The sequence below is a fragment of the Paenibacillus sp. YAE3 genome, from assembly GCF_057546105.1.
Genome location: NZ_BAAIYF010000005.1, coordinates 117,395 through 131,907, shown reverse-complemented (window position 1 = coordinate 131,907; position 14,513 = coordinate 117,395). Strand labels below are relative to the sequence as shown.

Below are 14,513 nucleotides of genomic sequence, written 5' to 3'. Positions count from 1 at the left end.
CGTGAGCAGCGTTGATCATCGCCCGTTTGTTGTCGCTCGAAAGCTGGAAGCGCTGGCTGTGGACCGTCGTGCGGCTGGTCCTGATGGCAGGACTGTCGTTTGTCATTCTGTACCCCATTCTTCAAAAGATTTCGACGGCCATCAAGGACAAAAGCGACCTGTATTCGCCGATCGTCATCTTTATCCCGGAGCATTATTCGCTGGACAATTTCAAAAAAGCCATCTCGATCATGGACTACTGGCATACGCTGTTCAATACGTTTACCTTATCGGCCATGACGACGATCCTGACGGCCGTGTCCTGCGCGTTTGCAGGTTACGCCTTTGCGCGGCTTAAATTCAAAGGCAGCAACTTGCTTTTTGGAGGCGTCATTTTGACCATTCTGGTGCCGCCGACGACCATTTTGATCCCGATCTACATGAATTTGAAGGATTTCAGCCTCATGGGACTGATTCCGCTGCTGACCGGGAAGTCCGTGAACCTGTTGGATTCGTACTGGCCGTTCATTTTGACCTCGGTCACCGCAAACTCGCTGAAGGCGGGGCTCTACATTTTTATTTTCAGGCAGTTCTTCCGGGGCATTCCGAAAGAAGTGGAGGAAGCGGCTTACATCGATGGGGCGGGCGTAGGCAAAACCTTTCTGCGCATCATGCTGCCGAATGCCGTTCCGGCCATCGTCACCGTGCTGTTGTTTTCGTTCGTATGGCAGTGGAATGACAGCTTCTTTACGACCACGTATTTAACGTCGGGCAAAGTGATGTCCACCCAGCTGGCATCGCTGCCGCACAACCTCTCCATCATGCTCGAGGGCGGGGTCGCGACCAACAAGGATCCTTTCTATATGAGCATGGTTCAGGATACCGGCATCCTGCTGGCCATCCTGCCGCTGATCATTATTTATTTGTTCGTGCAGCGTTACTTTGTGGAAAGCATCGAGCGGACCGGCATCGTCGGGTAACGTTGATACATTCAGGGCGTCTTTCGGAACCAAGCTGTAAATGCTTGGTACCTGAAAGACGCTTCTTTATGCCATGCCATGCCGGCAGCGTCTCATGGCCGCAAATGAGCCGATTGCCGGTATTCACGGGGCGTGCAGCCCACGATGCGCCGAAATTGTCTGGAGAAATGCTCGACGTTTTTGTATCCGCACAGCTCGCTGATATCGGCGATTCGGAGCGACCCGTGGCTCAGCCTTTCCTTGGCGAGACGGATTCTGCACTGGATCACGTCCTCCATGCAGGATATCCCGAAGGTCGCCTTATACAGCGCTTGCAGGTACCCGGGACTCAAGTGAACGTCATCGGCCATGGAGGGGACGCTCCATTCGCCGCCGGGACGGTTATGGATCGCTTTGCGCAAATCCAATAGTTTCTGGTAATGCGGCGAATGCTCCTTGGATTGAAAAGCTTCGAGCAGCTTGTTGAACAAGAGCCGAAACAGGTAGTCGATGGAGAGTTCCCGGTAATCGCAGCTGAAAAAATTTTCGGTGGCGAGAAGCTGGAACAGTTGGCGGCAGTATCCGGGATCCGGAACCGGAATCGGAATGCCCCGCGGAAACGGCGTCTCCAGAACGTAGGCTTCGTCCGTTTCGAACCGCACCCAGTCATTCACAAAGGGGCCTGAACAGGCGCGGTACATGATCTTTTGGCGAGGGGGAAAGAGAACGGCGCAGTTGGCCGGGTATTCCCTGATTTCTCCTTGGACCCAGAACTCGGCCGGCGTTTGCGTCAGGATCAGCAGCCAAAAGTCATGCCCTTCCGGAATGTCGTAAATAAAGTCCCCAGGATGGGCGGCATCATATCCGACATAGTAAATGGATGTGGTCATCGCAATCTCCAATCGTAGAATAGATCAAGTTTCTGTTAGCATAGATCATTCATTTGATGAGGTATCCTATTTTATAATTTCATAGTAAACGCAATATAAAGTCAATAGAATCACAAGAAATGGAGAAAGTCCCTCTTCACGTAGTTGTATTGAAATGATCAATTAAAGGTGAGGTCCATGCCATGATACCAAAAAAGAAAAGCGAATTTATTGAGGTGCTATGCTACACGCGCATCCCGCAGGAGGATCGGATTTATGCGCCCAGGCTGGCATTCAGCATGCATCTTGCCTATCGCGAGGACGGCAAGCCTTTCCAGGCTTTGAACCATAATTCAGGCGTCTTGTTCGCCAAGGCCACCCAAAATGAGAACGGAACGCTCCGAGCCAAAAGCTTGAAAAATCCGTATCTCTTCCGCATGGCCGACGGAACATTCGGCGTCGTTGCCGTACGGACGGAGGCGGATGGCCAGCAGGATGAGGAGAGCCGAGGGGCAGTGCTGTTTTTTACTTCCGAAGATTTGCTGCAGTACCAAGAAATCGGGCTGATCGATCTGCAAAGCGATGCTCACGTAAGCGATGTCGCTTGCGAATACGATGAATCGAGCCAAGCTTACGTCATCCGCTGGAGCAATGAAAACGGGGGACATTACCGAAACAGGGTCCAGGATCTTTTTGACCTTACCTGTGCAGGTGTCCCGGAAACGGCGGAGGCGTTTACGCTGGAAGCCGTATCGGCTGACATCGAAGGCATGCAGCACCGAAACGTGATCCGCGTTCCGCGGGAAACGGCGGACCGTCTCATAGGCCGGCTTACGGTTCCCGAGAATGTCGCCATTAAAGTTCCGGATCGGATCGCGGCTAACTCGGCCGAGGATTTGAAGACGCTCAAAGCGACCGCGGTATATAGCGACGGCACCACGGCTCCCAAGTCCGTGGGCTGGGACACGGCGGCGGTTCGCTGGGATCAGGCCGGGACTTATCGGGTGAACGGAACCGTTCGTCAGGAGCATTATGCCTTTCCGATCGCGGCGAACCGGGCGGACCCATGCATCGCGAAGTGGAACGGCAAGTATTATTTCATCGCGACCAACGACGCCGACGGCAATCAAACCTTATCTATCAGGGAAGCGGATACGATATCGGGTCTGATTCAGGCCAGCGAGTCCTTAATTCTGGATACTAAGACCTATGATCACATTAAAGGGCTGTTGTGGGCTCCCGAGCTCCATATCATCGGGGGCGAGCTGTACATTTTTCATGCGGCAACGACGGGCGAGTTTTTCTATGAAGAGTGTCACGTGATGAAGCTCCGCGAGGGAGGGGACCCTGCCTGCGCGGCAGACTGGTCGATGCCCCGGCGCGTCGTCAAGAGAGACGGAACCGATTTATGCGAGGCGGGCAAGGTGATCTCCCTGGACATGACGGTCATCCAGGTGAACGGGGAATGTTACGCGGCTTGGTCGGAGCGGCAGTTCGTGCCCGTCGATCTTGGAGCCTGGATTTATATCGCGAAATTGGATCCGAAAGAGCCGTGGAGGCTGGCGAGCGACCCGGTGCTGCTGACCAGGCCGGACTTTGGCTGGGCCAATAACCATACCTTCGTCGATGAGGGGCCGTTTGCCCTGATCCGGGACGGCAGGATCTTTTTAACCTTTTCAAGCGCGGCGATCGACGCGACGTATTGCGTAGGCCTGTTGACCGCCGATGCGAATGCGGATCTGCTGAATCCCGGCAGCTGGACGAAGGGCAACTATCCGCTGCTGACGTCGAGAAGCGTTCCCGGCGAATACGGCCCCGGCCATAATTCCTACGTGACCGATGATGAAGGCGTCACTTGGAACGTCTACCACGCCAGACCGGGAGTAGAGGAACCCAGAGGTTCCGGAATCCGCCGCGTGCATTTCGGCATGGACGGATATCCGGTGCTTGATTTAACGGAAGAGCGGGATTTGAACCCGGCTTTGGCCGAGGTGTCGATCGAAGTCATTGTAAAACGCGACTAGGAAGGGGCAGAAAGAACATGTATCCAAATCCGATGATATGGGCCGATTTTCCGGATCTTGACGTGATCCGGGTAGAGGACACGTACTATATGGTCAGCACGACGATGCACATGATGCCGGGCTGCGTCATCCTGCGCTCGTACGACCTCATTCACTGGGAAGTGGCTTCTTATGTGTACGACGTATTGGACAATACGCCGGCACAGCGGCTCGAAGACGGCCAGCATATTTACGGGCAAGGCATGTGGGCGCCGACTCTGCGTTACCACAAGGGGAAATTTTATGTGATCTTCGTGGCGAACGATACCCGCCGAACCTATCTGTACACGGCAGATTCCGTATCCGGTCCATGGGCGAAACAATACATCGAAGGATTTTATCATGACTGCTCCCTCTTGTTTGACGATGACGGCCGGACGTATTTGATTTACGGCAATGCCGAAATTCACCTGACCGAATTGAAGGAGGATCTATCCGGGCCCAAGCCCGGCGGGCTGAACCGCATCATCGTCAAAGAAAGCGAGCCGTATCATCTCGGATATGAGGGAGCCCACTTTTATAAGATCGACGGCAGGTATTACGCCTTCTTTATCCATATTTCGAAGGCGGCGGGACGCCGAACGCAGGCCTGCTTTGCGGCGGATTCCCTGGAAGGGGAGTTTACGGGCGGAGAGGTCTTTAACGACGACATGGGGTATTTTAATTCGGGCGTTGCGCAGGGAGGCATCGTGGATACGCCGGACGGGAAATGGGTGGCCGTGCTGTTTCAGGATCATGGCGCCGTCGGCCGGATTCCGGTGCTCGTTCCGCTGCGTTTTGAGAACGGTTTTCCGGTATTCCCCAAGGAAGCGCCTAAAATGATCGAATTGCCGAGCACAAGACCCGGTTATTCCTACCGGCCATTGGTTGGAAGCGATGACTTTCATTACACGCCGGACGAGCGCGGCAAGGTGCGCCTGAAGGATGTTTGGCAGTGGAATCATACGCCAGACGATGCATTATGGTCCGTAACGGACAAGCCGGGAGTCTACCGGATCCGATCCGGAAAGCTCAGCCCCAATTTGACGTTTGCGGTCAACACGTTGACGCAGCGCGCCATGGGGCCGGCATGCGAAGCGACGGTCACGCTGGACGGCAGCGGACTGAAGGATGGCGATTACGCAGGACTGTGTTTCCTGATCGGTACGTACGGCCTGATTGCCCTGACCAAGGAAGCCGGCCGGTCGTATCTGGTCATGTTGGCGAGAGAGCCGCAGGATCGTTCCATATTCGGCAATTTGGTAGACGAGAAGCCCGGCACCGAATTCGCCCGAATTCCCGTCTCCGGAGACGTCGTCACGCTCAAGGCGGCCGGCAATTTCGTGAATAACGCGGACGAGTGCATGTTTTATTACCGGGATGGGGCGGATTGGAAGCAGCTTGGGATTACGCACAAGATGATATACAAGCTGGACCATTTTATGGGTTGCCGCATCGGTCTGTTTTTGTTTTCAACCCGCGAGATCGGGGGAACGGCCGACTTTTCCGATTTTCAATACCAGGTGCTCTCTTAACGAGCCCTAGTGGCTTATATTATTCGAATCGTGCAAGAAATCGTTAGGGACGTTCCCGCGGGAATGTCCTTGTTTGCACATGATGTTCTTTCGGAAGCCGCCGTCTGCGGCCGCAGGGAATCATATTTTCCCGGGTAAGGACACGGTCGACGGCAGGTTGTTTCGCGGCGAGGCGACGGCTAGACTTTGGGATGAAGGTGTGTGCCGCAAGTCGCTTGCTGCTAGTTGGGAATTTCCGCTAAGGAGGGGGATTGGTTTTATATGAGGTTGCGTGAAGCGTTTAAAGAGCATTTCTTGGTGGGGGCCGCCGTAAATCCGGTCACATTGGACACGCAGCGGGATTTGCTGATCGAGCATTTCAACAGCGTGACTGCCGAAAATGAAATGAAGTTCGAAAGGCTGCATCCGTCGCAAGATCAATATACGTTTGAAGCGGCGGATCGCCTGGTGTCTCTGGCCAAAGCCAATGGCATGGGGGTCAGGGGCCACACGCTGGTCTGGCACAATCAGACGCCGAAATGGGTGTTTGAACATCAGGACGGCAGCCCGGTTGACCGGGAGACGCTGCTGGCCCGCATGAAATCTCACATCGACACGGTTTTGTCCCGCTACAGGGGAGATATCTATGCCTGGGACGTGGTGAACGAAGCGGTGTCCGACAGCGGCAGCGAACTGCTGCGGCCTTCAAAGTGGCTGGACATCATCGGCGACGATTTCATCGCCAAAGCGTTTGAGTATGCCCATGAAGCGGACCCGGGGGCGCTGCTCTTCTATAACGATTACAACGAAGCCGTACCGGAGAAAAGGGAGAAAATTTACGCGCTCGTCAAATCGTTGCTCGAGCAGGGAGTCCCCATTCACGGCATCGGGCTTCAAGCGCATTGGAGCCTGCATCATCCGTCCGTGGACGATATCCGCCAAGCGATCGAACGGTATGCCAGCCTCGGCTTGAAGCTGCACATTACGGAGCTGGATGTCTCCATGTTTGCGTTCGATGACCGGCGGACCGATCTCGCGGCTCCGACCGAAGAGATGCTTGCCCTTCAAGCGGAACGTTACGGGCAATTTTTCCGGTTGTTTCAGGAATACAGCGAATATATCACGTCCGTCACTTTTTGGGGGGCTGCAGACGATTATACCTGGCTGGACCATTTCCCTGTGCGCGGCCGGAAAAACTGGCCCTTCCTGTTCGATATCAAGCATCAGCCCAAGCCGTCTTATTGGAAGGTGCTTGAAACCATATGAAAAGTCGCCTAAAGGCAAAACCAACGTCGCTTTCACGGTTTTCGATCCCGGGGTTCGAATAGGTGCGGAATCTCATGCTCCTTTGTAAGGCATTTCAATGAAAACGCTTTTCGGAAAGGGTTGATCGGGATGATGATAGAAAAGGCTCCGGTCGGATTCGACCGGCCTAGGGAAAACGTAACGCGCGGGAACATGAATACGGTGGAATATTTCTCCTCGACGGTCGGGAATTCCCGTAAAACGATGGTTTACACCCCGCCAGGGTTTTCCGATGCGAAGAGATATAACGTGCTTTATCTTCTGCACGGCATAGGAGGGGATGAAGCGGAGTGGTTTAACCACGGGCATCCGGAGGTCATTTTTGACAACCTTTATGCCGACGGCAAGCTGGCGCCCATGATCGTCGTATTACCCAACGGCCGCGCCATGCCCGACGACCGGGCGACGGGGGATGTTTTCAGCGCCGAAAAGGTTAGGGCATTCGAGACGTTCGAATCGGATTTGCTTCACGATCTGATCCCTTTTATCGAATCGAATTACCCGGTGTTCACGGACCGCGGGAACCGGGCGCTTGCAGGGTTATCGATGGGCGGGGGTCAGTCCTTGAATATCGGGCTGCATCATCTGGACCGTTTCGCATGGATTGGAGCTTTTTCTCCTGCCCCCAATACGAAGGCACCCGAACTGCTCGTCCCCAACCCGAAGGAAACGTCGGCGAGTCTCAAGCTGTTATGGCTTTCATGCGGCGACCGGGACGAACTCCTATCGATCAGCACCCGGACGCACGACTATTTGGCGCGGCACGAAGTTCCCCACGCGTGGTACATTACCAAGGACGGCGGTCACGATTGGCCGGTTTGGAAAAACGATCTGTATTATTTTAGCCGGCTCCTTTTCCATGACGTTTCGAGCGGGGACGAATGAAACCATCAAACCATCATCCATATAGGAAGCGGACAAAAAAGGCCGGTCATGGGTTTTCACCCATGACCGGCCTTTTTCGGCTTTACGCTCAGTTGATGATCCGCTCGCGCCAGTTTCGAGCCCGGGACATTTATCGGTTCGAAACTTTCCGCTCACGGATGACGTGCTCCAGCACGGCAAGCACCGGTTTGCTTTTGATCGGCTTGCTGATATAGTCGTCCATTCCCGCCGCAAGGCAGATTTCCCGGTCATCCTTCAGGGCGTTGGCCGTAACCGCCACGATCATCGGGCATTGATCCTTCGGCACGGTGGCCCTAAGCTTCCGGGTGGCCTCCAGTCCGTTCAGTCCCGGCATTTGCACGTCCATGAATACGATGTCGTAGGATGCCTGTTCCACGGCCCGCAGCACGTCATGCCCGTTGGTCACGACGGTGACCGCATGCCCCTGCTTCTCTAAAATTTTCCTCAATACGATTTGGTTGATTTCATTATCTTCGGCAATCAGAATCTGAAGCGGGTCCGGCAGCGATTCCAGCTGATCGTCGCATGCGCTTTGTTTGGGGGGCTGATGATATTTTTTCAGCAGAACCGTAAATACGAACGTCGTGCCGGGGCCTTCTTTTTTCTCAACCCATATGTTGCCGCCCATCACGTTGACCAGCTTTTTGCTGATGGCCAGACCCAGGCCCGTGCCTTCGTAGTTGCGGGTCATGAAGTTGTCTACCTGGGAAAACGGCTCGAAGATCGCTTCCAGCTTGTTGTCCGGAATGCCGATCCCCGTGTCGGAAACCTTGAACTCCAGATCGATCAGGTCTCCTTCCTGGTAGAGCTTTCTCGCGCTGACCGAAATCCCTCCATGCAGGGTAAACTTGACGGCGTTGCCGACCAGATTCATCAACACCTGCTTCAGCCGTTTGGAGTCGCCATACAGCAGGTCCGGGATGTCGTCGTCTACGGCGAAGGTCATTTCCAGCTGCTTCGCGCTGGCTTTGGCGGACAACACATCCAAAGTTTCTTGAATGCACTGCTTCACGTCTAGCGCATCTTCTTGAAGCTCGGTCATCCCGGCTTCGATTTTGGAGAAATCGAGAATGTCGTTGATGATCGACAGCAAGGTTTCGCCGCTTTTGCGGATAATCTCGATATATTCCTTTTGCTCGTCATCCAGCTCCGTCGTCGTCTCCAACAGATCCGTCATTCCGATGACCCCGTTCATCGGCGTGCGGATTTCATGGCTCATCATCGCCAAAAATTCGCTTTTGGCTTTGTTCGTGTTTTCGGCAAGTTCTTTGGCAATGATCAGCTGTCTTTGCTCGGTGAAATCCTTGGCGATGATATAGAAGCCTACGTTTTTGTTGTTGATGATGATCGGAGCGATCGTCGTAATGACTTCGACCAAATGGCCGTCCTTATGCCGGATCGTCTTGATCTCCTGCTCGACGGTCGGATTGTTCAGCGCCTCCCGCAAAACCCGCCGCAGGTTATACTCCCCGATGAAACGAGCGATGCTTTTGCCGGCCATTTCGCTGACAGGGCAGCCCGTCATTTGCTCCGCCCGGGTGTTGGCGTTCAAAATGTTGCCGCTTAGGTCGAGTGAAATGATCGCATCGTGGTTATATCTTTTTAAGGAGGTATACCGTTCAACTGTTTCCTGCAGTTTTTGTTCGGCGGCTTTATTTTTGGATATATCATTCAGCGTCACTTTGGATATATCATTCAGCGTCACGATGTAATAGAGAGGAGTCCCCTCCGGATCAGGCATGATGGATATATGTACGGATGCCCAGACAATCTGCCCGTTCTTCCGCATATACCTGCCTTCGACGTCGATTTCGTTCTGTTTGGGATAATTCTCGAACAGCGTCCTGATTTGGCGGATGTTTCGCTCCAGGTCGTCAGGGTAAATCAGCTTGTCAAAACGTTGTTTGTTCAGTTCTTCCAAGGAATACCCCAGGATACGGGTGAGTGCCGGATTTGCTTTGACGAGCACCCCCCGGAGCGTAAACATGGCAATGCCAAAAGGAGCATTGTGGTATACATGCTGCAAATAGGAGTACTCCTCCATCGGTAATTTTTCCATTTTGCGCCTCCATCCCCCGATATGTAACTCCGCTTAGGGTTTCCGCCTAAGGGATAGCGATTTGGTGTTTGATTTGCCCTTAGGAGAGCATAGAGCTAACGTTTATGGCCCAAAGATCATAATTCCGCTTATAAAGTAGATATAAACAAAAACATAAAATTTGAACCTCTCCATTTCCGATTATACAGGATTGCGACAAAAATTATAGACTTGCTCCATCATATCGGGGGCGAAGAAAAAAAGAAACCCCGAAAGGCCGGCAGGCAATCAGGATTTCTTCAGTCTTCTTCCTATATAATTATGCTCTGGTCCCCAGCAGCTGGAGAATATGCGGTTCGATTTTTTCCGGCTCTTCCGTCGGTCCAAACCGTTTCACGACCTTTCCGCTGCCGTCGACCAGAAACTTCGTAAAGTTCCATTTGATCGCTTTGGAGCCAAGGAGGCCCGGGGCTTCCGAGGTCAGGTGCCGGAACAGCGGATGGGCGTTATGGCCGTTGACGTCGATTTTGGCGAACAGCGGGAAGGACACCCCGAAATTCAGCTCGCAAGCCTGGGCGACCTCCGCGTCCGTTCCCGGCTCCTGGTTGGCGAATTGGCCGCAAGGAAAACCGAGAACGGCAAACCCCCTCTCCTTGTAAGCATCGTGCAGCTTCTGCAGCCCTTTGAACTGCGGAGCGAACCCGCATTTGGTCGCCGTATTGACGATGAGCAGCACTTGGCCGCGGTACGGTTCCAACGTTTGTACTTCTCCTTTAATCGTTTTAACCTCGATATCGTAGATTGACATGATACCCTCTCCTCCTGAGTCCGTTATAATTTTGTGCAATTAGATTGTATACAATTTAAATGACGAATTCAAGCTGTTTTTCGATCTTTGACGTGTCCAAGTTCCAAATGCTATAATATTTCGAATAATAAATTGCATACAATTTAATGGCAGGTGAGATAGATGCAGCCTAACGAATATATGAAACTGGAACATCAGCTTTGCTTTGCTTTTTATACATGCTCCCGCGAGATGATGAAGCTGTACCGCCCGCTGCTGTCGCCGCTTGGACTGACGTATACGCAATACATTACGCTGCTTTCCTTGTGGGAACAGGACGGGGTGACCGTCAAAGAGCTCGGGGCAAAGCTGTTTTTGGATTCCGGAACGCTGACGCCGCTTTTGAAGAAGCTGGAAGCGATGGGTCTGATTACGCGAACCCGCGATAAGGCGGACGAGCGCAGCGTGATCATCGAATTGACCGCCAAAGGACAGGACTTGCGTGAACAAGCCGCGGAAGTTCCGACCAAGCTGTACGCCGGTACGAATGTTCGGATCGAAGACATTCAAGCGATGCATGAACATATTCAATCCTTCCTGCGGAAGATAGGCGAAGTTACCGGGGGAAGGGAAGCGGAACGATGAAAGGGTTAGCCCGCCGGATACCGCACGATCTCCCTACTTCGAAAAATCATGCTTAAGTGGCAGTATAGGCGGGGTGACCCGCCATGCCTTTCGACTGAATAAACTCGTCCGAATCCTCCATAATAGGGAAGTACACCCAAGAAAAAATGGAGGAATGAGGCATGCTGGACAACCTTGAAAGCAGCTACGACTGTTCCCGTGCAGGGGATGACCTGCATCAACTCAAGCAGGAACTCGCTTCGCTCCGCGGTCTGGGCAGGGAAGACCAAGAGACTCAGGAGCAAATCAATCGGCTTGAAAACCAAATTGCGTTTATTATGAATAAATGCGACATCAACCATTAAATATGCACAAGTACCCGTTTTCAGGCGTTTTTAACCCGAGCTTGAAAGCGGGTGTTTGTTTTTTCGTGCCCGGCTCCATCTCCGATCATGGAAAAAAGCCTTGAATGAATGCGCGATAAGCGAAAAGCCGGAAGTAAAACGTTTCAGGCAGGTGGTCTTTGAATGAAAACATGGTTGATTTCCCTGATGACGGTGTTCGTTTTGTTGGCTGCCCCAGTCCAAGCAAACCCTGAATACGAAAAATGGGGCGCAATAGCGGTAAAGGAAGCACAAAAAAGGTACCGGGCAGACATCATCGACTATCGGCATTTGGGGAGGATTGAACGGACGCCAAACGAATCGGAGGAGCGGTTCAAACTTTGGGTCAGAAACAAGGAAGGCCGCGAGTTCGGAGTGTACGTGTTTATCCGTTTCGATCCGTCCACCGACGCCATCCGTTCGATTCGGTTTTCCGAATCCGAACGGTGAGCGGGCAAGTCCTGCATATCCAATGAACAAAACTGGATTGCCATGACCAAAGGCTGCCGCGGAAACGGCAGCTTTTTTAAATGAGCTCCCCCGCATTGACGCTTGGCCATGATCGTCGTAACCTTGACTTGAGCGATTGCCGAAAGTTCGTTCATAGCCATGTTTTCGAATGGCGGCGAATCTCGCCATGGGGAACGCGGCAGCGATTCTGCGGGCAAAAACGATGTAAAAAGGAGAGGGCATATGGGAACCGGCAACAGGATAGGCACATACGGCTTTCGATTTTCGGCTCCGGACCATTTGGCGCTGTGCAGCTTGTTTGCGGTTGGGAGGGACGCGGTGCAGAGTCCGGCTTACCGGTGGGACGGGTACACGCGGAAGGACGGACCGCTGTTGTTATTCCAGTATACGATCGAAGGCGAGGGCGTTTTCGAATCGGGCGCCGAAGCGTACCGGATTGATGCGGAACGGGCGTTTATGTCCGAAATTCCGGGGGATCACCGGTATTATTTCCCGGAGGGCGGACCCGAGTGGAGCTTCATGTTCATCCTGATGCGGCCGTCGCTGATTTTGCCGAATTGGCAGGAAGCGAAAAGCAGGATGGGGCAAGCGCCGCATCTGCCTGCGACCAGCCGGCCAATCCGCCTGCTGCAGGACATATGGGAGCAAGCGAACGACGGCCGGATCACGGATCCTTTTACAGCTTCCTCTTATGTGTACCAGTTCGTGTCCGAACTGTGCCGTTTTGCGATCGCGCCGCAAGGCGAACGCCGGCATTGGCCGGAAAAGGTGCGTCAGGCTGCCCGCTATATCGACACGCATTACGGCAGCATGATCAGCCTGGATCAGCTGTCGGAGAGGCTCGGAGTGTCGAAGTACCATCTGCTCCGCACGTTTGCGGCCGCGACCGGCGAAACGCCAAGCGAATATTTGAACCGGGTTCGCATCGAGCAGGCGATGAGGCTGCTCCGGCAAACGGACCTCGGCATCGAACGGATTGCCGAAGAGGTGGGGTATTCCGGAGGGAGTTATTTTATCAAAGTGTTTCGGAAAATGACCGGCCGGACGCCCGGAAGCTTCCGGTCGGAACAGGGGCAGCTGACGCTCAGCCGGTTGTATTTTGATTAGTCTCCGGAACCGCAATATTTTGCTATTTTCCACGAAAGATTACTATAGAAACGTGATTCCTCCGAACCTTATGATAGGGACATACAGCAAATGAATGCTATTTAAGGAGGAACGACATGCAGCATCATTCCTATGCACCGACGCCCCCGATGGGGTGGAACAGTTGGGATTGTTACGGCGCCGCCGTTACGGAGGAGGAAGTTCGCGGCAACGCCGAATATATGGCGAAGCACTTGAAGGATTATGGATGGGAGTACGTCGTCGTCGACATTCAATGGTATGAGCCGGGGGCGAACTCGGATCTCTACAGACCCTTTGTCCGGCTGGAAACCGACGGTTATTCGCGGCTTGTTCCCGCGGTCAACCGTTTTCCTTCCGCGGCAGGCGGCAAAGGGTTCAAACCGCTGGCGGACTATGTGCATGGCCTCGGGCTGAAGTTCGGGATCCATATCATGCGCGGCATTCCGCGGCAGGCGGTCCATGACAATACGCCGATCAAGGGGACGGAGGCGACCGCCCGGGACATAGCCCATCCCTGTTCCTTCTGCGGCTGGAACACCGACATGTACGGCGTCGATGCTTCGAAGCAAGGCGCGCAGGAATATTACAATTCGCTGTTCGAGCTTTATGCCGAATGGGGCGTCGATTACGTCAAGGTTGACGACATCGCGGCTTCATGGCTGCACGGAGGGCCGCATTTGGCGGAGATCGAGCTGATCCGCAAGGCGATCGACCACGCCGGCCGTCCGATGGTGCTGAGCCTTTCGCCCGGGCCAGCGCCCGTAGAGCACGCCGATTTTTTTGAAGCGAATGCCAATATGTGGCGGATGACCGACGACTTCTGGGATCGGTGGCCGCTTCTTTTGGACATGTTCGACCGCTGCGAGGCATGGCAGGGACGGCCGAAACCCGGCTGCTGGCCGGATTGCGACATGCTCCCGCTGGGGCGCATCGGCGTCCGCGCCAGCCACCCCGACCGGATGACGAACTTTACGCGGGACGAACAGCTCACGATGATGACGCTGTGGACGATTTTCCGCTCGCCGCTGATGTTCGGGGGAGAGATGCGCGACAATGACGAGTGGACCTTATCCCTCCTGACAAACCGCGGCGTGTTATACATGCATAAGCATAGCTTCGGTGCCCGGCAAGTGAGCCGCGCGGACGGCAAGGCGGTGTGGACGGCCGAAGGTCCTGACGGGGAACGTTACGCGGCACTGTTCAACACCGGCGAAACCGCCGCGGAAGTCTCCGTTTTGCTTTCCGAGTTGGGGATCGACGGAGGCGCGGATGCCAAAAACCTGTGGACCGGAGAAGGATGCGGCCATTTGGAAGACGTGCTGCAATGGTCGATTCCTCCGCATGGAGCGGCTTTGTTTCAATTGACGGCCGGATGATAACGAAGTCCGGAGCCTACATGGCGCCCTCGGCAATGACGAATGCCGAGGGCGTTTTTGTATGGAGGGATATCTGTTGGAATTGTTATTTCTTGCATGAATACCAAGCGATGTAATCATATTAGCAGGAAG

13 protein-coding genes are annotated in these 14,513 nt (G+C 53.9%); 10 read left to right on the top strand and 3 right to left on the bottom strand.

What is annotated here, in order from left to right; translation table 11 throughout:
* Positions 1–11 precede the first annotated feature (11 nt).
* Positions 12–959, top strand: coding sequence for a carbohydrate ABC transporter permease (locus tag AC27KL_RS11585; RefSeq protein ID WP_212947768.1), 948 nt, complete (start codon positions 12–14; stop codon positions 957–959).
* Between the two features lie 92 nt (positions 960–1,051).
* On the opposite strand, the gene AC27KL_RS11580 is transcribed toward AC27KL_RS11585, so the two are convergent.
* Complete coding sequence (locus AC27KL_RS11580) at positions 1,052–1,828, bottom strand: helix-turn-helix domain-containing protein (RefSeq protein ID WP_036711550.1); 777 nt, start codon at positions 1,826–1,828, stop codon at positions 1,052–1,054.
* 182 nt (positions 1,829–2,010) lie between these two features.
* On the opposite strand from AC27KL_RS11580, the gene AC27KL_RS11575 reads away from it, so the two are divergent.
* The 4 genes from AC27KL_RS11575 (at position 2,011) to AC27KL_RS11560 (ending at position 7,553) form a co-directional block, all read left to right on the top strand.
* Entirely contained in the window at positions 2,011–3,831 is a 1,821-nt protein-coding gene (locus AC27KL_RS11575; RefSeq protein ID WP_487169756.1) for a family 43 glycosylhydrolase, read from the top strand.
* A gap of 17 nt (positions 3,832–3,848) precedes the next feature.
* Positions 3,849–5,384, top strand: a complete 1,536-nt coding sequence (locus tag AC27KL_RS11570; RefSeq protein ID WP_340998600.1) for a glycoside hydrolase family 43 protein — start codon at positions 3,849–3,851, stop codon at positions 5,382–5,384.
* Positions 5,385–5,645: 261 nt separating this feature from the next.
* On the top strand, positions 5,646–6,629 hold the full coding sequence (locus tag AC27KL_RS11565) for an endo-1,4-beta-xylanase (protein ID WP_212947764.1): 984 nt from the start codon (positions 5,646–5,648) through the stop codon (positions 6,627–6,629).
* Positions 6,630–6,758: 129 nt separating this feature from the next.
* Positions 6,759–7,553, top strand: coding sequence for an alpha/beta hydrolase (locus AC27KL_RS11560; protein WP_340998603.1), 795 nt, complete (start codon positions 6,759–6,761; stop codon positions 7,551–7,553).
* Between the two features lie 130 nt (positions 7,554–7,683).
* Here AC27KL_RS11560 and AC27KL_RS11555 read toward each other — a convergent pair whose 3' ends face one another.
* A complete protein-coding gene (locus tag AC27KL_RS11555) occupies positions 7,684–9,633 on the bottom strand; it encodes a PAS domain S-box protein (protein ID WP_487169755.1) in 1,950 nt (649 codons plus the stop codon).
* A gap of 298 nt (positions 9,634–9,931) precedes the next feature.
* Positions 9,932–10,420, bottom strand: a complete 489-nt coding sequence (locus AC27KL_RS11550) for a glutathione peroxidase (protein WP_036711561.1) — start codon at positions 10,418–10,420, stop codon at positions 9,932–9,934.
* Positions 10,421–10,582: 162 nt separating this feature from the next.
* On the opposite strand from AC27KL_RS11550, the gene AC27KL_RS11545 reads away from it, so the two are divergent.
* The 5 genes from AC27KL_RS11545 to AC27KL_RS11525 all read left to right on the top strand — a co-directional run bounded on the left by AC27KL_RS11545 (position 10,583) and on the right by AC27KL_RS11525 (position 14,381).
* On the top strand, positions 10,583–11,044 hold the full coding sequence (locus AC27KL_RS11545) for a MarR family winged helix-turn-helix transcriptional regulator (protein WP_212947760.1): 462 nt from the start codon (positions 10,583–10,585) through the stop codon (positions 11,042–11,044).
* A gap of 161 nt (positions 11,045–11,205) precedes the next feature.
* The gene (locus AC27KL_RS11540; RefSeq protein ID WP_036711568.1) at positions 11,206–11,388 is read left to right on the top strand and encodes a hypothetical protein; all 183 of its coding nucleotides are present in this window, start codon (positions 11,206–11,208) and stop codon (positions 11,386–11,388) included.
* 162 nt (positions 11,389–11,550) lie between these two features.
* Positions 11,551–11,856, top strand: coding sequence for a DUF3889 domain-containing protein (locus AC27KL_RS11535; RefSeq protein ID WP_487169754.1), 306 nt, complete (start codon positions 11,551–11,553; stop codon positions 11,854–11,856).
* A 243-nt stretch (positions 11,857–12,099) separates the two neighbouring features.
* A complete protein-coding gene (locus AC27KL_RS11530; RefSeq protein ID WP_212947757.1) occupies positions 12,100–12,984 on the top strand; it encodes an AraC family transcriptional regulator in 885 nt (294 codons plus the stop codon).
* Between the two features lie 116 nt (positions 12,985–13,100).
* Positions 13,101–14,381, top strand: a complete 1,281-nt coding sequence (locus tag AC27KL_RS11525) for a glycoside hydrolase family 27 protein (RefSeq protein WP_487169753.1) — start codon at positions 13,101–13,103, stop codon at positions 14,379–14,381.
* The last annotated feature ends 132 nt before the right edge of the window (positions 14,382–14,513 follow it).

Bases quoted from the DNA above. Each gene is read 5' to 3' on its own strand.
- AC27KL_RS11575 (WP_487169756.1), top strand. From the start codon at position 2,011: ATGATACCAAAAAAGAAAAGCGAATTTATTGAGGTGCTATGCTACACG.
- AC27KL_RS11560 (WP_340998603.1), top strand. From the start codon at position 6,759: ATGATGATAGAAAAGGCTCCGGTCGGATTCGACCGGCCTAGGGAAAAC.
- AC27KL_RS11580 (WP_036711550.1), bottom strand. From the start codon at position 1,828: ATGACCACATCCATTTACTATGTCGGATATGATGCCGCCCATCCTGGG.
- AC27KL_RS11530 (WP_212947757.1), top strand. From the start codon at position 12,100: ATGGGAACCGGCAACAGGATAGGCACATACGGCTTTCGATTTTCGGCT.
- AC27KL_RS11545 (WP_212947760.1), top strand. From the start codon at position 10,583: ATGCAGCCTAACGAATATATGAAACTGGAACATCAGCTTTGCTTTGCT.
- AC27KL_RS11550 (WP_036711561.1), bottom strand. From the start codon at position 10,420: ATGTCAATCTACGATATCGAGGTTAAAACGATTAAAGGAGAAGTACAA.
- AC27KL_RS11535 (WP_487169754.1), top strand. From the start codon at position 11,551: ATGAAAACATGGTTGATTTCCCTGATGACGGTGTTCGTTTTGTTGGCT.
- AC27KL_RS11565 (WP_212947764.1), top strand. From the start codon at position 5,646: ATGAGGTTGCGTGAAGCGTTTAAAGAGCATTTCTTGGTGGGGGCCGCC.
- AC27KL_RS11540 (WP_036711568.1), top strand. From the start codon at position 11,206: ATGCTGGACAACCTTGAAAGCAGCTACGACTGTTCCCGTGCAGGGGAT.
- AC27KL_RS11525 (WP_487169753.1), top strand. From the start codon at position 13,101: ATGCAGCATCATTCCTATGCACCGACGCCCCCGATGGGGTGGAACAGT.
- AC27KL_RS11555 (WP_487169755.1), bottom strand. From the start codon at position 9,633: ATGGAAAAATTACCGATGGAGGAGTACTCCTATTTGCAGCATGTATAC.
- AC27KL_RS11570 (WP_340998600.1), top strand. From the start codon at position 3,849: ATGTATCCAAATCCGATGATATGGGCCGATTTTCCGGATCTTGACGTG.